Raw genomic sequence first — 17,728 nt, 5'->3', positions numbered from 1 at the left:
AAGATCGTGTGTGGTTGCGAACACCTTTGTGCCGCTGTCACTTAGCGTAGCGCATGCAAACGTTTGCGCCAAACGTTTGTGCAAAAGTGCTTGAAATCACAAAAGGTGGGTGTGTTCGGGCCGGGCTGGTTGAAGCGATGCCGACTGCGCCTGTGAATCGTTGGGAATCAGCCAGGAATTCGGCACTGCGCCTCGCGCGCACGGCAACTGGAAGACGGACACGCTGGAACACGCACTCGCCGAGAGAGCATCCTCGTGCGTACAGCAACTAGAGCCCGAGCCAACAAGTGATGCCCGAGCCAACAAGTGATAAGGAGAAGAAAGCGGGGTGTCTTCGCGGGCGCAGCAACCGGGTGCAGAAGTCAGAGGGCGTCGGGTATCATCACGACGACGCCCGGTTGCACGAAGTCGATACGGTCAGCCTCCATCACTGGCGATCCCCATTCCAGAAGAGGCACCAAATCGGCGCGCGGCACGGTAACTGTGGCATTGCCATCGCAGGAGAACGCCACGTAACAGGCGCCGCGCCGCAAATAGCCATTGCGGCCCAGGCGCACGAGTTCCGTCTGCGCCCGGTCGCTGCTGGCTAGATCCGGCAGCTTCTTGCGTAGGGAAAGTAGAGAGCGGATAAATTGCCAGTAGGCAGCGTGCTCCGGTTTCTCACGTTCACTCCAGTCGAGCTTTGAGGCAGTGAAAGTCGCTATGTCTTGCGGGGAGGGAACGGTGACTTCTTGCTCGCCATATACGGCGAGCCAGTCCCAATTGGCAAACTCGGCCTGGCGGCCCGCATCCACGGCGCGGCCGAGCTCCTCGTCGTAGTCCGTGAAAAACTGGAAGGGTGTTGTAGCGCCCCATTCCTGACCCATGAAAAGCATGGGAGTGAATGGCGATGCGAGGGCCAGCGAATTGGCCACCGCTTGTTGGCCAAAGGTGAGATGCGCCGAAGGACGATCACCAATCGCGCGATTGCCGACCTGGTCATGGTCCTCGGTGCAAATGACGAATCGGTGGCTGTCGATACTATCGGGGACCGGCCTTCCCCAAACCTTACGGCGGAAAGTGGAGTAGATGCCATCGTGGACGAAGGCATGGCGAAAGGCCTTTTCCAATGCGCCCGGAAGTGTGAAGTCACCGTAATAGGCGAAGGACTCGCCGGTCAGATAGGCGTGAATCGCGTGGTGAACGTCGTCGTTCCATTGCGCATCCATCCCACAGCCGCCTGCCGCCGTAGGGGTGATCATTATTGGATCGTTGATATCCGATTCCGCGATCAGGCTGATTTTACGGCCCGATTCTGCGGCAAAGGCGGCAACATTATCGGAGATTTCCGCCAGGATATGACGCGGAGAATCATCAAGGATAAAGGCAACGGCATCCAGGCGTAGCGCATCGATATGGTAATCGCGCACCCATTGCAGCGCATTGTCGACGAAGAATTGCCGAACCTCGGCGGCATCGGGGCCGTCGACGTTAACTCCCTGGCCCCACGGCGTGGTGTGGTGATCCGTGAAGTACGGGCCGAAGAAGTTGACGTAATTGCCATCTGGGCCCATGTGGTTATAGACGACGTCCAGGCATACACCGATACCGAGCGCATGCGCGGCGTCCACGAAGGCCGCCAAGCCCTCCGGTCCACCATAGTTCTCATTCACCGCGAAAATAGAGACCCCGTCATATCCCCAGTTGCGGGTTCCGGGCACCGGAGCAATCGGCATAAGCTCCACCATGTCGATCCCGAGTTCCCTCAGGTAAGGGAGCTTATCGGCCGCCGCGGCGAAGGTGCCTTCCGGCGTAAACGTGCCGACGTGCAGCTCATAGATTGCAGCGCCGAGCGTGTCGATACCCCGCCATGATCCATCTGTGAAAGCGAAGGAGGATACGTCGACGATTTCGGAAGGACCGTGCACGCCCAGCGGCTGCCGTTGTGAACGTGGATCCGGGAATGGTTGATTGTCATCAACGGCGAGTAGATACCGCGTGCCTGGCGGGAGGGGAGCGCGGCTCTCCCACCAGCCGTTATTAAATGGGAGTAACGGCTCGTTCCCTAGTTCGGCGGCCTGCGGCGAGTTATCGAACAGGTGCAGCGTGACTCTCTGCGCGCCGGGCGCCCACACGCGCAAGTTGTCATGCGCATCGGGCCGACCCCCGACGGCGGCATGGCGGGTATCAGGCATTTGGTAACTCCTTGCTGTCACGGGCGAGAACGGCTACTGGTAGGTATTCCAGAAGCGAGGAGATCTCAATCGGTCCGCCACTAAACTCGTGACCGGTCAACACGTCTTGCCAATGTCCTTCTGGTAAGACGACGGTGTGTCGGCCGAAACCGCCGGAGTCGGCAAGGGCACGCGGCAGACGCTGCGCCACTGTAACTACGGAAGGGACGCAGTCGAAAGTGCGTGTAAAGGCCACGGCATGGCTTGTTGTGACGGGCAGGGGCGCGAAGCCGGAGCGCGTCGAGACGAAGCTGAGAGGCCGCTCGCGCCGCAGGCGGAGAATCCGCGATGTGATCCACAGCTTCTCTTGGTCCAGGCTGGCATCCCCGGGTAAGGAACCACGGTTGTCCAGCGCGGTCAGCATAGTGGCGATCCTGTCGAAATCCACGGGACGTCTATTGTCGGGGTCTACCAGGGAGTTTTGGATGACTTCTTCTCCCTGATAGCTGTCCGCCACACCGAGTAGGGTCAACGCTATCGTTTTCTGCGCCAGCGTTACGGCGCGGCGTGAACGCGCCGTGCGCTCGTGCCAGGCGGTGAGGTCACTCAGGCTCTCCGGGTCGCCGAGTACGGAACGCGCATACCCGAATAGTGCCGATTCAGCCGCTTCGTCGGGCGACGTCCAGTTTGTCCAGGACTTCTGCTCGCGGGCTGCCTTGCGCAAATAGTTGAGAAGACGATCCAACTCAATCGGGCCACGGTCGGTCCACGTTCCCGTAATCGTCTGCCACATGAGGTTCTCAATCTGGCCGTCAAGCTCGGCTGGGCGCGCTGCAGCATGCCGGGCGCGCAGGTCGGTCAGTAGTGAACGCCACTCTTGCGCCCATTCGCTGAGAACGGAGATGGCGGCGCGCGTGTCTTCGCCTCGCTTCGTATCGTGCGTAGTCAGGCAGGTCATCGTAGAGGGCCACTGCGCTCCGGTTCGACCCGTCCAGGCGACGACGTCGTCAGGGGTCAACGAGGCGCGCATGGGGTCGCCACCGACTTCGGTAGCGCTGGTGAGAGCTGTATAGCGGTAAAAGGCGGTGTCTTCCACACCCTTGGCCATAACGGCGCCACACACCTGCTGGAACCGGATAATCGCTTCCGCACGGGCTTCTTCGTAGGTGCGGCCGGCCGATCCGACTTCACGTCCGAGAAGGATGTCCACAACGACTTCCAACGATTCACAGCGGTCAGGGCTGAGGAACTTCGTCGCCCGATCCGCCGCCTCGCGGATCGCATTCTCCGCGCTGGCGGAGGGCTTCTCGCGAGGTACGACATAGGCGCGGTAGCGGTCCATCGAAATGATGAGCGCGCCGAGAGCATCGTGGATGGAACGCCCCGTGTGATCGCGCAGTCGCACATCCGCATGGCAGATCTGCGCCAACACGGAGGTGAGACGTTCCATTTCCGCATGTAGCGAGGTGGATAAAATCTGTGCCTTGGCCCCTGCCTCCAGCGTCGGGTAGGAATCGGTAGCTTCGGACAGTTCAACATACAAGGCGGTGAGTCGATTGACACCGACCGGATCGGTAAGTAAGGAGCCGATTCGCCACGCTGCGTCATACCCCGTTGTGCCGCAACAGCGCCAATCTGCTGGGAGTTCTTCGTCGCCCTCCGTGATCTTCTCCGCAACTACCCATGCGCCGCCAGTGGCCTCATGGAGCCGAGCAAGGTATTCACGCGGATCGGAGAGTCCGTCCGGATGGTCGATCCGGAACGCATCGATATATCCGGTGTCGAATAGCTCCAGCAGCAACGCATGCGAACTGTTGAACACGTCAGCGTCTTCGGTGCGAATAGCGGCCAGGGTATCTACGTCGAAGAAACGGCGGTAGTTGAGTTCTTCCTCTGCGACACGCCAGTATGCGAGCCGGTAGTACTGCCGCTCCAACAGATCGGCGAGCGGGAGTGACTCGGTTTGTGCACGTACCGGGAAGACGTGTTCGAAGTATCGCACAACGGGCTGTTCTCCCAGGTCTTCGAATCCGGGCACGACCATAGTTTCCACCGTGATCTGCCCCTTGGCGAGGACTGTTCCTATGCGGTCACCCAACACGGGCATCATCAGTCCATCGGCGGCCTCGTCCAGATCGATATCAAACCAATTGGCGTAGGGAGAATCGGCTCCGTCACGCAGCACCGACCATAGAGCCCGGTTGAGATACAACGGTGTGGGCACCGCCATATGGTTGGGAACAATATCGACGACGACGCCCATGCCCGAGGCATGCGCCGCATCCGCAAGCCGTTGAAATGCCTCACGGCCTCCAATGGCATGCGACACCTTCGTATGGTCGACGACGTCGTAGCCGTGGGTGGACCCCGGAGCCGCCTGCAGGATGGGGGAGCAGTAGACATCGGTGATACCGAGGGTCTTCAGGTAGGGCAGGATCGCCACTGCCTGATCACAGGTGAACTGCGGGCCCAATTGCAAGCGGTACGTGGATACGGGTTGCCTGCGATCCGGTGCCGGCACGTGGGTGTGCCGTGCTGTACTACGACGCGAGTCGACATCACTCATATTCTCGAGACTACAACATTGTCTGCACGGTCCGGGGAAGTGCCCGCATCTTCCTACTGTTGTGGGGAGGGATGCCTGGGAGCACAGTTCCCGGAAGGAACTGTGCTGACGCTGAGCATTATTCGGGGTCAGACGTGCCCGTGCAGTTCGGGCATGGCATGCCTTGTTTCGGCTACCCATGCCGAGGCGAGGGGCGAGGCTATTGCCCGGCGAGCCGGGCCCGGACTGACCAGTGAGCGGGGACCGTATGCCCACTGGATGTCAACCCCGAAACCCAACACTCCACCCACAAAGTGCCGGGACCGCATGATGGACGCGGGCACGGTGTACACGGTCGGCGGCGTCATCCACCACGCGCCTGGACCGCATACCGACTGGGCATCGACGTGAGGCCTTCGTGCACCATTCACCCCGTGGCGGAAGACTTCTTCTCCATGGAAGATGCCTCCCCGGTGCCCAACACGTCTACTCCATCTGCCGTTTCTTGCTCCGTGATGGAAGTGGACGAAGTAGCGTTTTCCGCAGGTTCGGGCGCGGGTTGTGCGCTCGGCGAGTCATTGTTTAAGGGCGTGTTACCGCTGTCCGTTCCGGTGGCGGAAGCCGCAGATTCGACCTCGTTTTCCGCATCGCTGCGAAGCCGACCAACGGACTCGTTCGGCTTCTTACCGGGGCACAGCGAGCCTTGATCCTCCCGTTGGCAGATGAAAACGCGCATGGAACGGCCTTCGACCTGGAAAGTCTGGCCGGGGAGATACTCCTCAGCAGGATCAATTCGTGCTGCGGTGTTAAACACGTTGTTCCAGCGCTTGCCGTACGCGCTGGAGGGAATTGTGAAGGAGAGCGGCTCACTGTCACCGTTGAAAGTGATGAGCACGTCGTCGTCGTAAATCTCCGCTCCGCGGCTGTCCGGCTCTGCAATGGCGGAGCCATTGAGGTACACCATGAGAGAGCGAGCGTAGCCGACGGACCAATCAGAGTCCTGCATTTGCGTGGCATCTGGACGCAACCATTCGACCTCGCCCAGTTTCTCCCGACCGCCGCGGGTCGAGACACCGCTGAGGAAGCGCCGACGTCGAAAAACCGAATGCGCCTTACGGAAGGCAATCAAATGGCGCGTGAAGTCCAGCAAATCGAACTGTGAATCCGTGAGTTTCCAGTCCACCCAAGAAATCTCGTTGTCCTGACAGTAGGTGTTATTGTTGCCATTTTGCGTGCGCCCGATCTCGTCGCCGTGCGCAATCATCGGAACACCCTGTGACAGAAGTAGTGTCGACAAGAAGTTCTTGCGCTGGCGCTCACGTAGTGCGACGATGTCTGGATCGTCGGTCGGTCCTTCGGCACCGCAGTTCCATGAACGATTGTTAGACTCGCCGTCCGCGCCACCTTCACCGTTTGCCTCATTGTGTTTCTCGTTGTAGGAAACGAGGTCATTGAGCGTAAATCCATCGTGTGCGGTGACGAAGTTGATGGAAGCCATGGGCCGTCGGCCGGAGTTCTCGTAGAGGTCGGAAGAACCGGTGAGGCGGAAGGCGAGCTCGGAGAGAACAGATGGCTCCCCGCGCCAGAAGTCACGCACGGTATCTCGATACTTGCCGTTCCACTCCGACCACAGGGGCGGGAAACCGCCGACGTTGTATCCTCCTTCCCCCACGTCCCACGGCTCGGCGATTAGCTTGACCTGCGAGATGAGTGGGTCCTGCTGGATGATGTCGAAGAAGGATGAAAGTTTGTCAACTTCATGCAACTCCCGTGCCAGAGTCGATGCGAGGTCGAAACGGAAGCCGTCTACGTGCATATTGGTGATCCAGTAGCGCAGGGAATCCATGATCAACTGCAAGGTATGGGGCGAGCGCATGTTGAGGGAATTACCGGTACCGGTGGTGTCGAAATAATGCTCCTGGGAACCTTCCACCAACCGGTAATATGCAGCGTTATCAAGTCCTTTGAAGGAGAGGGTAGGGCCCATGTGATTGCCCTCCGCCGTGTGGTTGTACACGACGTCCATAATCACTTCGATCTCGGCTTCATGGAAGGATTTGACCATGGCCTTGAACTCGTCGACCTGGCCGCCCCGAGTGTCGGAGGAAGCGTAGCCGTTGTGCGGGGCGAAGAAACCGATGGTGTTGTAGCCCCAATAGTTGCTCAGCCCCTTCGCTTGCAAACCGGTGTCATTGACGAATTGGTGGCAGGGCATGAGTTCAATGGCGGTAGCGCCGAGTTTCTTCAGGTAGTCGATAATGGCCGGATGGGAGATGCCGGCGTACGTTCCGCGGATATCCTCCGGGATATCGGGGTGGCGCATGGTCATGCCGCGCACATGTGCCTCGTAGATGACGGTGTCGCTGTAATCGTGGGCAGGTGGGCGGTCGTGACCCCAGTCAAAGAACGGGTTGATTACAACGGAGGTCATTGTGTGCCCGAGGGAGTCCTGCTCGTTGCGCTCGCTCGGATTGTTGAAGTTGTAGGAGAAGACGGCCTGACTATCCTCGATATGGCCATCGATGGCCTTCGCATAGGGGTCGAGCAGCAACTTGGAGGGGTCGCAACGCAGCCCGGACGCGGGGTCATAGGGGCCGTGTACCCGGTAGCCGTAGCGCTGACCGGGACGGACACCGGGCAGATAGCAGTGCCATACGCCGCCGTCGACCTCGCGTAGTTCGACGATTGTCTGTTGATCGGCATCGTCAAGAAGGCAGAGGTCCATCTTTGTGGCCACCGACGAGAAAACGGCGAAGTTCGTCCCCGTCCCATCGAAGGTCGCGCCAAGAGGGTAAGAGTGTCCAGGCCAGATTTGCATACGCATATTCTCCCACCTCCTTGGCCAGGATGTGTGGATCTCCCTCATATCCCCGTGTCCTGCAGTGATATGGGGGCAGTACCGTGAGCCGGATCTGACATGTGTGTGAGGTTGTCCAGATCCGTTCGAGGTGGGGCGGGCGCCAGACAAGGCTCTGGCCGGACGTCTTGGGTCATCCACTGCCGAGACGTGGGTTTTCCATCCATGCGCCTTTGGCGTCTGGGCAATCGAGCGTTCGCCAAGGGCAGTTGGCGTTTGTTCCCTGCGCCTTGGCGTCAAGGTCTAGCGCCACGGCACTCGCCAAAGGCCTCCGCTTTCCGGGTTTTCCACGGTTCTGCGCGAAAAGCGCGGAGTTTAGGGGATGGGCGGAGAACTGGCGGAGACGGGATTGGTGGCCTAAAGACCGGATTGGTCGGCGAAGGGCAGGGGATGGACCAGAGTATTCGGCCCTGTTTCGCTTGGGAACTAGTGGCCCAAAGCGTGAGGGCGTGCTGGGCCTGGTTGACCTGTACGCTCAAGGCTGCCCAGTGCTGCAGAGCGGGGGCGGTGATAACCACGCCGCCAGATTTCATCTGCGTGCTTGCCAGTGTCCGAGAGCATGAGGGGCGGTGATGAGCATTTGGCATCGCAGAGATGTCAAATGCAGCACAGGCATGTACCCATATGGGTATGTATCGTGGGCGATACTGGGTTCGAACCAGTGACCTCTTCGGTGTGAACGAAGCGCTCTACCACTGAGCTAATCGCCCGCGCACTGACAGTGCTTCATGAGGATAGCCCGGGCGGCCTCTCGAGTGCAAAACGACGTAGCGTGGGATGTGCCTCATGTCGGTGAGTTGGACATTGGGGGTGAAGGTCGCTATATTGGACAAGCGCCGCTCGGGTCGCTGTGTGAAACGAAGCGGGTGCGATGCGGATGTGGCTCAGTTGGTAGAGCATCACCTTGCCAAGGTGAGGGTCGCGGGTTCGAGTCCCGTCATCCGCTCGGAGGAATGACAGTCTTTCTGTTCTGTCAATCCGCACGGTGGGTTGGCCGAGAGGCGAGGCAACGGCCTGCAAAGCCGTGTACACGGGTTCGAATCCCGTACCCACCTCGCAAGGGCGATTGGCGCAGCGGGAGCGCGCTTCCCTGACACGGAAGAGGTCACTGGTTCGAACCCAGTATCGCCCACCAACTGTGGCTCACATTGTTAAAGCAGCACTTCTGAGTTAATGCAACGCCTCTTTATGACACTTGCGCTCATTTGACTGAGATACGGGTGGTGCAGAAGAATCGACTACTGTCAGCCTTCGCTACTTCAGGTTCTGCTCACATGGGGTTCGGATGTGGCGAAGAAACAGCTACCGGTCGGCAGTCGTGGTGACTCACATGTTCCGTAGCAGGGCGCTCACGCATAGCGATGTGCGTCTGTGTACAGGAGTCTTGGTCAGTGTGACGCGTCGGCATATGAGAGGTTTTGATGAGTATCGCAGATGACGCCGCGCAGTTGAGCCAGGACGAATGGCAGTGGGTGAACGCACAGCTTGGCGCGGTTTCCGCCGGGGGTGTTCAATTGCAACCGGAGACGGGACTGGCGAAGAAGAGATTCATTGCGTTTTCGTCCGCCTACGCCTTGTTTTTCGTTTTCTTCCTCGTGATTTACCTAACGGCTGGTCGTGACTCAGTCTCGCCAGTTGTTCTTATCGGTGTTGCAGTGGTACTGGGCTTGCTTGAACTCCTGATGGTATACAACTACCGGAAGGAAAAAGCGCCGCGTCTTTTGGTGCTGACTCCGGCAGGTATTGAGTATTTCGAGACGAAGAAGGGACAGCTGACACGGCAGTGGAGTTATCGCTGGTGTGACCTGTCCGGTGTGGAAGTTAAAACCGTCACCGTCCCGCGAGGTAACGGACGTACGACGACGCGGGAAGTCGGTACGGCACTATACCTGCACGATGGCAACGAGGTCGTTTTCCACGATCTGGTTTATGGCGGCAACTATCGTTCGGGAAGGGTGCTGGTAGCCGAAGCACATCAGCGGTTCTTCGAGACTTCCAAGACGCTGCCGATGTAGGAGTACAGTGCTGTTGATCAGCCGACGACTCCCGCTGACCAGCTGGGATATTCGACGCAGCATCCATGTTTGGCATGTAGCACCCTTAGACGGTTTGACCTCCTACGGCCAGTGGCGAACACAGTGCGGCGGAATGTCGCCGAAGTGACCGCAGCGCAATTCCGCGAGTCTATAACGCCCTTTTTGCGGTCCGCGTCCACCATCCTCAGTGTTCCAAAACGAGAGTTTGGCGCCGAGAGAGGGGATTGGCACCCGGTCATATGGCGGATGACCAGGCAGTCAGCCGGAGGATTTGTGTACTTGCCGTGCCGACTACGGCTACATGATTGTGCTTATGGCGTCTCCGGCAGTTGCATATGTGCTCGAAGAGTAAGCACTCTCTGGGTAAGATGAGCTAATGCGTGCCTTCGTATGTGCGCACCTGACGCAAAGGAGAATAAACGTGCCCGTGATCGTGATCGATGGTAAGTCAACTTCGGTAGGGGAGAAGACGACCGGCAAAGACCTGTATTCCGAGCAGCGCAATATCATCGCGTTGCGTATAGACGGTGTTCTGCGCGATCTGACCACGGAGCTTTCCGATTTGCCGGAGGGGGCGGCTGTTGAAGGCGTGGATATTTCCTCGCCGGATGGCCTGGGGATCCTGCGCCATTCCTGTACGCATGTGATGGCACAGGCCGTGCAAGGCATCTTCCCGGATGTGAATCTCGGAATTGGTCCGTTCGTCACTGACGGCTTCTACTATGACTTCGGCAATATCGATGCGGTGACTCCGGAGATGCTGCGCGAGATCGAAAAGCGGATGAAGCGCATCGTCAAGGAGGGGCAGACCTTCCGCCGCCGCGTCCTCAGTGAAGAAGAGGCGCGCACAGAACTAGTGGCGCAGCCCTACAAGTTGGAACTGATTGCTACCAAAGGGAGCGGCGCAGAAGGGGCATCCGTGGAGGTGGGCGGTACAGAGCTCACCATTTACGACAATGTGCGCCGCGATGGCACCGTCGCGTGGAGCGACCTATGCCGCGGTCCCCACCTTCCCTCCACTCGCTTGATCGGCAACGGTTTCGCGCTGACAAAGTCCTCGGCCGCATACTGGAAGGGAAACCAAGCCAACGACCAGCTCCAGCGGATTTACGGCACCGCATGGGCATCCAAAGAGGATCTTCTCGCCTACCAAGAGCGAATCAAGGATGCCGAACGACGGGACCACCGTCGGTTGGGGTCCGAGCTTGACCTTTTCTCCTTCCCGGAGGAGATCGGCCCCGGCTTGGCGCTCTTCCACCCCAAAGGCGGTATCCTGCGGCATGTTATTGAGTCATACGTACGGCAGCGCCATTTGGAGGAAGGATTCGACTTCGTCCATACTCCGGAGATTTCCAAGGGAGGTCTCTTCCATACCTCGGGCCATCTGCCCTACTATGCGGACACCATGTTCCCGCCGATGCAGGTCGACGAGGAACGCGACGACGCCGGAAATATCACCCGGGCGGGCCAGGAGTACTATCTCAAGGCCATGAATTGCCCGATGCACAATCTCATTTTCCGCTCGCGGGGACGCTCCTACCGGGAGCTTCCGCTGCGCTTCTTTGAAATGGGCCATGACTACCGGTATGAGAAGTCCGGTGTTGTACACGGCCTCACACGCATGCGTGGGTTCACTATGGATGACTCGCATACGTACTGCACCCCGGAGCAGGCCAAGGATGAGATCACCAAGCTGCTCAACTTCTTCCTCGGTATTCTGCAGGACTTTGGACTGACCGATTTCTATCTGGAGCTTTCCACACGCAGCGACGACGACAAGAAGAAAGACAAATTCATCGGCTCGGACGAGGACTGGGCGGTGGCGACGCAAATCTTGGAAGAAGCATGCGCCTCCACCGGCCTAGATCTGGTGCCCGACCCGGGCGGTGCGGCGTTCTACGGCCCGAAGATTTCAGTGCAGGCCAAGGACGCCATTGGCCGTACCTGGCAGATGTCCACCGTACAGTACGACTTCAACCAGCCGGAGCGCTTCGATCTGGAATACACCGCCTCTGATGGATCGCATCGCCGTCCGGTGATGATCCATTGTGCCAAGTTGGGTGCAGTGGAGCGGTTCATTGGCGTGTTAACGGAGCATTACGCGGGAGCGTTCCCAACGTGGCTGGCTCCGGTGCAGGCACGGCTGGTACCGGTGGCGGACGCCTTCGATTCCTACTGCGACGACGTCGCAGGGAAATTGCGCGCGGCCGGAATCCGCGTCGAGGTGGATCATAGCGACGACCGCTTCGGAAAAAAGATCCGTAACGCCGCCAAGGACAAGATTCCCTTCACCATCATCGCGGGCGGTGACGATGTCGCCGCCGGAGCGGTGTCGTTCCGTTATCGCGATGGCACGCAGGAGAACGGCATCCCGGTGGATGACGCCGTCGCCCACATCTCGGATGTCATCGCCTGCCGTGTCAACGAGCCCGAGCGGGAGCATCTCTACCCGGCGGAGCGGGCGGAGGAATAGCATCATGCCGCTGCCAGCACGGCTCATGAGAACGATGGCACCGCACGCCGACCAGCGATACCTGGAAGCATCGAGAGTAAATCGCCCGACGGGAGTAACAGAATGCTGAGCCGTTCCGGTCGTCCGCTTGCCCAGGTCCTTTTTGGACCGATAGCCCGGCTGTGCGTCAAGGCGCATATCAGTGCCGACGCCGTGACGATCACGGGCACGCTGGCAGGTGTCGCAGTCGCGCTGACTCTGGTTCCCCTTGATCATTTGACGGCTGCCGCCCTGACGATCACCGTGCTCGTGATTTTCGACAATCTTGACGGCCAGATTGCCCGGCTGACGGGGACGTCGTCATCGTGGGGAGCATTTCTTGACTCGACGCTGGACAGAGTATCCGATGCGGCAATTCTCAGCGGGGTGCTGATCTGGGCCTACCGTTGGTGTGATCCGCGCTACGCGCTGTGGACGATGGTCGGCGCCTTGGGAGCGTTGTGCTTGGGAAGTGTTGTGCCATACGCGCGTGCCCGCGCCGAAGGCCTGGGTATGACGGCGTCGGTCGGATTGGCCGAGCGTGCTGATCGGCTGACCATCACCCTAGTTGCCATGCTGCTAGTTGGGATGGAGCTTGGCGATATCATCATGACCATTGCCATGTGGATTCTCTTCATCGCGGCACTGATCACCGTGATACAGCGAATGGTGGTCGTGTATCGGCAGGCTCACTCGAGCGAGGCGAGAACATCGTGAATCCGGTCCGCATGTTCGCTTTCGCACAGGCGGCCGTCAATCGCCTGCCCGAGGCAGCAGGCCGGGGCCTCTTTAACGTCATAGGCACTGTGGTGGGGCTTTCCAATCAGGGGGGTGTACGCCAGCTACGCAGGAATCAGGCGCGTCTGCAACCCGGGATGAATCGGTGGCAGGCACGACGGTTGTCCGCACGTGCCATGCGTTCTTATATGCGCTACTATTACGAGGTTTTCCGACTCGGCAAGCTGAACGAGAAGCAAATTCTCGCTCGCGTGCGTGTTAGCAACGACGCCGCATTACGGGCAGAGTTTGCGGCGGGCCGTTCCGTCACGGCAGCACTGACACACGCCGGAAACTGGGATCTGGCGGGCGCCTGGTCGAATATGGACTTGGCGGAGGTGCATACCATTGCGGAGAAGCTTGAACCGCCGGAGTTGGCGGAGGGCTTTTACGAGTTTCGCCGCTCACTGGGAATGACGATCTACCAGCTTGTCAAAGGTGGAGGAGCGTTGCGCTCGCTGGCGCGCGATATGGAGGAAACTGTTTGTCTCACACCGATTTTGGCGGATCGTGATCTGACCGCCTCAGGAATCGAGGTCCAACTGGCGGGACACGCCATGCTGGTCGCAGCCGGGCCAGCACTGTTGGCCCAACGCACCGGCGTTCCGATTTACCCGATTTTCACCCGGTATGAGAAGCTAAGGGGGCAGCGGCGGCGCGAGGCGGGAACCCGTTGGGGACTGCGGATTGATGTGGCCGACGCGGTGTACGCCCGCACCACTGTGCAGTCTTCCCCGCGGGAGCGGGAAGCGGACCTGCGGCGCATGAGTCAAGAATGGGTGACAGAACTCGAACCTTTCCTGCGCGAGTATCTTGTCGACTGGCACATGCTGCAGAAGGTTTTCGTCTCCGACCTCGACCCGGAGCGACTGGCGCGAGCCCGGGCACGCGCACAGGAACTCGGACGGGCACCCACGGCGGAAACAAACGCCGTGCCGGGCACACCCATCAACACCGAGAAGGAGTCGCCCGAACATATCCGAACCAGTGGCTCGGAAACGGAAGAATCGAGATCTTCTAGCAAGGAAGAATGATGCGCATAGGTATCGCCTGCCCGTACTCGTGGGACGTTCCAGGAGGAGTCCAGTTCCATATCCGCGATCTGGCGGCGGAGCTGATTCGGCGCGGCCATGATGTGCGGGTGATAGCACCGGCGGAGGATACCGATGCGCTTCCTGACTTCGCCAGTTCGACGGGATCAGCCATCGCCATCCCGTACAACGGCTCAGTGGCGCGACTTTCCTTCGGCCCGCGTGTGAACCGTGCGGTGCGGGCCTGGTTACGTGAGGGGGAGTTTGATGTCCTGCATGTTCATGAGCCCTTCGTGCCCTCGGTCTCCATGTTGGCGTTGATGAGTGCCAGTTGTCCGGTTGTCTCCACCTTCCACACGGCGATGGACCGTTCGCGGGCTCTGGAGCTCGGAACGCCGATGCTGCGGCCATTTCTGGAGAAGATTCAGGCCCGGATCGCGGTATCGCAGGAGGCGCGGCGGACCGCAGTGCAGTACCTGGGTGGTGACGCATATGTGATTCCAAACGGCGTATACACCACGGATTTTGAGAAGGCTGCACGGGACGAGCGGTTCACTGGTGCAATCGGACGGCCCACCCTCGGCTTTCTCGGGCGGCTTGACGAGCCGCGCAAGGGTCTGCCCGTGGTCGCCGGGGCTTTTCACGCCATTCGGGAACAATTCCCGGGTGTACGCCTGTTCGTGGCCGGCCGGGGGGATATCGAAGAGGCCCGTGCCTCCTTCGGTGCCGATGCCGATGCGGTGGAATTCCTCGGTGGAGTCTCAGATGAGGACAAAGCAGCCCTGCTTTCCAGTGTGGACATCTACCTTGCGCCGAACACCGGCGGTGAGTCATTCGGCATCATTCTTATCGAGGCCATGAGTGCCGGTAGCTTCGTCGTCGCCTCCGATATTCCCGCTTTTCGGGCGGTGCTGGGAGGCGGAAGCTTAGGCGATCAGTTCGCCAACGGCGACTCTGCGGCGCTGGCCGCAACCATTGCGGAGGCCTTACGAGACCCGGAGCGCCGCGCCGCGACGGTCCAGCGCGCTCGCGCCGAAGCGCATCGTTATGACTGGTCAACCGTTGCATCGCAGGTATATGCGGTGTACGAGACAGCAGTACGCACCGCTAGGTTGGAGGTTGATGAGTGAGCGCTCCATGGTGGATTGCCCTGGTTCTTCTTCTGTTCGTTTTATCCATGGTTGCCGTCGTCGTCGCGCGTCGTATTGATCGGCTGCACCGCCAAGTACTCCGCTCACGGCGTGCACTTGAGTATGCCCTCACTGCCCGTGCACAGTATGCCCACGATTTCGCCGTGAATGGTGCGCTCGATATGGCGGGAGCAGTCCTCCTTGCAGATGCGGCGGATACCTGCCTGCGGGAAGGCATGCTACCGATTGTCGACGACGGTTTAGACGTGCTTCTTCCTGTGACGCCGCCCGAGTCCCCGGGAGATCGGCGCTCGCTCGAATCAGATTTGTCTCGTACACTACGGCTAACGGTCGACGAGATGGACCCGGAGGAGAAAACCGGTGCTGGAAGCCTCGTGGAGAGGCTGGAGCGGGCGCGCCTCGACGTGCGCATGACTCGCTCCTTCCATAACTCCCATGTGGACCAGATCCGGCGCCTACGCCGTAATCCACTGGCCCGGTTGTTCCATCTGGCTGGGAATGCTCCGCTTCCCGTCACCGTTGACATTGACGACGAGTAAGCGCCGACAGCACGCAATAGATGATGAGTGACACATGAGTAGTAATTTCAACCCCTACCCGGCCCGGTCCGGCACCAACAGTCAGAGTGGTCCGTGGGGGGCGGCACCTGTGCAAGGTGGATACTACGCCCCGCCAGCAAGTTCCGAGTTCCTCACGGGAAACAACGGCGTCGGCTATTCGGCCACGGCGTTCGCTGCGGGAACAGGTCTGGCATTGGATGGCACGCGACCTCCGAGCAATATCGACGAGATCAGTCAAAAGGAGCCTCGCTGGCACGCTCCGCGCGGGAACAAGATAGCGCTGCATATCAGTGTCGGAATCATTGTGTGCGCCGGGTTAGCCGGTTTTGTTTACTTGTTGCCGACCCTGAACCAGGCGGGAGCAACACGCACTGCAACATTCGCAGTGATGGCGCTTATGCCGGTTGTGGTGATATCCGCCATTGTCGCCTGGATCGACCGCTGGGAACGTGAGCCGGTGGGCATCTATGTAGCTGCCTTCGCCTGGGGGGCGGGCATTGCTACGGCGTTGACAATCGTGTTCTCGAACACCGGAACCTACTTCAACTGGCTGTACCGCCCCGGCGATACAGCACAAAGCTTTGATGAGCGCGCTGCGGTATTCGGTGCACCCTTGATGGAAGAGGCCTGTAAGGGACTCGGCGTAGTCTTCATGGTGTTGATCTTCCACAAGCACGTTAACGGTGCAGTGGACGGTCTCGTATACGGAATGCTGGTCGGGCTCGGTTTCGCCTTTACCGAGAACATTCTCTACTTCACCTCCGCGTACACCGAGGCGCTGAACTCCGGAGCCTCCACTAGCGAAGCATTTGGCTACGTCGAGGAAGTCTTCCAGATACGTGCCATTCTGAACCCCTTCGTTCACCCGATAGCGACGGGTTTCACCGGATTATCCCTGGGAATAGGGACAACGATGCGATTCCGCCCCTTCGTCATTCCCGTTACTCTTGTCGGGTATGCCATCGCGGTGCTGCTGCATGGGCTGCACAACTACTCGGCGGTACTCAACATGTCGGATGGGGAAAGACTGGTGTACCAAATCCCAATCTATGCGGCGACTCTCACGGTGATCCTTATCGCGCGCAGCTCCGAACGACGGCATGTGCTAGCTGCGTTACGTGAGTACGAGAGTGCCGGATGGTTTACTCCCAACGAACTCTCAATGATCCAGACCCTCTCCAATCGACGGGCTGCTACCGAATGGGCCGCCGTGGCTGTTGGACGCAGCGGTGGGAACCCGGCGCAAGGCCGCGATGCGATGAAGTTGTTCCAGAAGGAGATGATCCAACTCGGCTATGCCAGATCCGGCCAGCTGCGACGTGGCACGGCAAACAGGCTGGAGAATCGCGTGGAGGAAGAAAACCGATTGAGCCTTCTGAGCGATCTGCGCCTAGTGTTCACCGGTCAAACTAGACAGGCTGCCGCTGGAGCCTACATAGGGACATTCGGGTATGCATGAGGCTGAGCAGGCGCACGCACCCGACGCCCGCACGGATACACAATCCCGCACGGAGTGGATTCCGGACGTTGACGGGATCCCAAGCCGGGAGGCGGCTCGTGTGCTTGTTATCGACCCAGATAACCGCGTGTTACTCATTCGTGGCCACGATATGGACCGGCCCAACTTCCGATGGTGGTTCACTGTTGGCGGTGGTATTCAAGGCCAGTCGCGGCGAGAGGGAGCGGTGCGTGAGCTGTACGAGGAGACCGGTCTGCGCGCTCAGGCGCAGCGTCTTATCGGTCCTGTGCTCTATCGTCGGGCAGTCCTCAAATTCACGCGCGGTGTGCAGCGGCAGAACGAGTACTTCTTCCTGCTGCGAGTCACGGCTGCCGAGGCGAGTAGCGTCGTCGCCGGAAAGGAACTCAGTGCACTGGAACAGGAGCTGCTCGACGAATACCGCTGGTGGGATGTGAGCACAATTGAGGAGGCCGAACGAGCTGGAGAGATCTTCTATCCGGTCGGCTTAGGAGCGCTGGTGCGGGGCTGGATCAACGGCTGGGATGGGATGTGCGATGTTATCGACGAGAATGACACCACCGAGGAGGATGTGGAGTAGAAGGTCGAGACGGCCGACGAGACGTAGTTCCTTCCCGCCGAAAATGCCCCTGCGCAAACCTCCACCTGCG

The 17,728-nt window shown here is 59.6% G+C and carries 11 protein-coding genes and 4 tRNA genes; 11 read left to right on the top strand and 4 right to left on the bottom strand.

All coding sequences use genetic code 11. The features are described 5' to 3' along the window. Window positions 1-362 precede the first annotated feature (362 nt). From treZ to DDD63_RS06680, 4 genes are all read right to left on the bottom strand, one after another. The gene (gene treZ / locus DDD63_RS06695; RefSeq protein WP_108715717.1) at window positions 363-2,174 is read right to left on the bottom strand and encodes a malto-oligosyltrehalose trehalohydrolase; all 1,812 of its coding nucleotides are present in this window, start codon (window positions 2,172-2,174) and stop codon (window positions 363-365) included. Further along, entirely contained in the window at window positions 2,167-4,719 is a 2,553-nt protein-coding gene (treY, locus tag DDD63_RS06690; protein WP_108715716.1) for a malto-oligosyltrehalose synthase, read from the bottom strand. The genes treZ and treY overlap by 8 nt, the downstream gene beginning before the upstream one ends. A 406-nt stretch (window positions 4,720-5,125) precedes the next feature. Further along, window positions 5,126-7,516: a glycogen debranching protein GlgX gene (gene glgX, locus DDD63_RS06685; protein WP_108716678.1), complete on the bottom strand. Its 2,391-nt coding sequence runs from the start codon at window positions 7,514-7,516 to the stop codon at window positions 5,126-5,128. Between the two features lie 677 nt (window positions 7,517-8,193). Further along, a tRNA-Val gene (locus DDD63_RS06680) sits at window positions 8,194-8,265 on the bottom strand. Window positions 8,266-8,428: 163 nt separating this feature from the next. Here DDD63_RS06680 and DDD63_RS06675 point away from each other — a divergent pair. From DDD63_RS06675 to DDD63_RS06625, 11 genes are all read left to right on the top strand, one after another. Beyond that, a tRNA-Gly gene (locus DDD63_RS06675) sits at window positions 8,429-8,501 on the top strand. 38 nt (window positions 8,502-8,539) lie between these two features. Then, window positions 8,540-8,610 (top strand) — tRNA-Cys (locus DDD63_RS06670). Window positions 8,611-8,615: 5 nt separating this feature from the next. Then, window positions 8,616-8,690: transfer RNA gene (locus DDD63_RS06665), tRNA-Val, on the top strand. Between the two features lie 286 nt (window positions 8,691-8,976). Beyond that, complete coding sequence (locus DDD63_RS06660; protein ID WP_108715715.1) at window positions 8,977-9,570, top strand: hypothetical protein; 594 nt, start codon at window positions 8,977-8,979, stop codon at window positions 9,568-9,570. A gap of 442 nt (window positions 9,571-10,012) precedes the next feature. After that, complete coding sequence (gene thrS / locus DDD63_RS06655) at window positions 10,013-12,064, top strand: threonine--tRNA ligase (protein WP_205647210.1); 2,052 nt, start codon at window positions 10,013-10,015, stop codon at window positions 12,062-12,064. 102 nt (window positions 12,065-12,166) lie between these two features. Further along, the gene (pgsA, locus tag DDD63_RS06650; RefSeq protein ID WP_108715713.1) at window positions 12,167-12,799 is read left to right on the top strand and encodes a phosphatidylinositol phosphate synthase; all 633 of its coding nucleotides are present in this window, start codon (window positions 12,167-12,169) and stop codon (window positions 12,797-12,799) included. Then, window positions 12,796-13,893 (top strand): phosphatidylinositol mannoside acyltransferase, encoded by a 1,098-nt coding sequence (locus tag DDD63_RS06645; protein ID WP_108715712.1) that lies wholly within the window; start codon window positions 12,796-12,798, stop codon window positions 13,891-13,893. Before pgsA ends, DDD63_RS06645 begins: the two co-directional genes overlap by 4 nt. Continuing rightward, window positions 13,890-15,020 (top strand): glycosyltransferase family 4 protein, encoded by a 1,131-nt coding sequence (locus tag DDD63_RS06640; RefSeq protein ID WP_276308069.1) that lies wholly within the window; start codon window positions 13,890-13,892, stop codon window positions 15,018-15,020. Before DDD63_RS06645 ends, DDD63_RS06640 begins: the two co-directional genes overlap by 4 nt. Further along, window positions 15,017-15,580 carry a hypothetical protein gene (locus tag DDD63_RS06635; RefSeq protein WP_108715710.1) on the top strand — a complete coding sequence of 188 codons (564 nt, stop codon included), beginning with the start codon at window positions 15,017-15,019 and terminating at the stop codon, window positions 15,578-15,580. Before DDD63_RS06640 ends, DDD63_RS06635 begins: the two co-directional genes overlap by 4 nt. A 34-nt stretch (window positions 15,581-15,614) precedes the next feature. Next, on the top strand, window positions 15,615-17,060 hold the full coding sequence (locus tag DDD63_RS06630) for a PrsW family intramembrane metalloprotease (protein WP_108715709.1): 1,446 nt from the start codon (window positions 15,615-15,617) through the stop codon (window positions 17,058-17,060). Then, window positions 17,053-17,658, top strand: coding sequence for an NUDIX domain-containing protein (locus DDD63_RS06625; RefSeq protein ID WP_108715708.1), 606 nt, complete (start codon window positions 17,053-17,055; stop codon window positions 17,656-17,658). Before DDD63_RS06630 ends, DDD63_RS06625 begins: the two co-directional genes overlap by 8 nt. Window positions 17,659-17,728: the final 70 nt, after the last annotated feature.

This window comes from Actinobaculum sp. 313, assembly GCF_003073475.1.
Lineage (GTDB): Bacteria > Actinomycetota > Actinomycetes > Actinomycetales > Actinomycetaceae > Asp313.
This window is presented reverse-complemented; position numbering and strand designations above follow the sequence as displayed.

Coding starts and splice junctions, on each gene's coding strand:
- glgX (WP_108716678.1), bottom strand. CDS start 7,516: ATGCAAATCTGGCCTGGACACTCTTACCCTCTTGGCGCGACCTTCGAT.
- DDD63_RS06630 (WP_108715709.1), top strand. CDS start 15,615: ATGAGTAGTAATTTCAACCCCTACCCGGCCCGGTCCGGCACCAACAGT.
- DDD63_RS06625 (WP_108715708.1), top strand. CDS start 17,053: ATGCATGAGGCTGAGCAGGCGCACGCACCCGACGCCCGCACGGATACA.
- treY (WP_108715716.1), bottom strand. CDS start 4,719: ATGAGTGATGTCGACTCGCGTCGTAGTACAGCACGGCACACCCACGTG.
- treZ (WP_108715717.1), bottom strand. CDS start 2,174: ATGCCTGATACCCGCCATGCCGCCGTCGGGGGTCGGCCCGATGCGCAT.
- DDD63_RS06640 (WP_276308069.1), top strand. CDS start 13,890: ATGATGCGCATAGGTATCGCCTGCCCGTACTCGTGGGACGTTCCAGGA.
- pgsA (WP_108715713.1), top strand. CDS start 12,167: ATGCTGAGCCGTTCCGGTCGTCCGCTTGCCCAGGTCCTTTTTGGACCG.
- DDD63_RS06660 (WP_108715715.1), top strand. CDS start 8,977: ATGAGTATCGCAGATGACGCCGCGCAGTTGAGCCAGGACGAATGGCAG.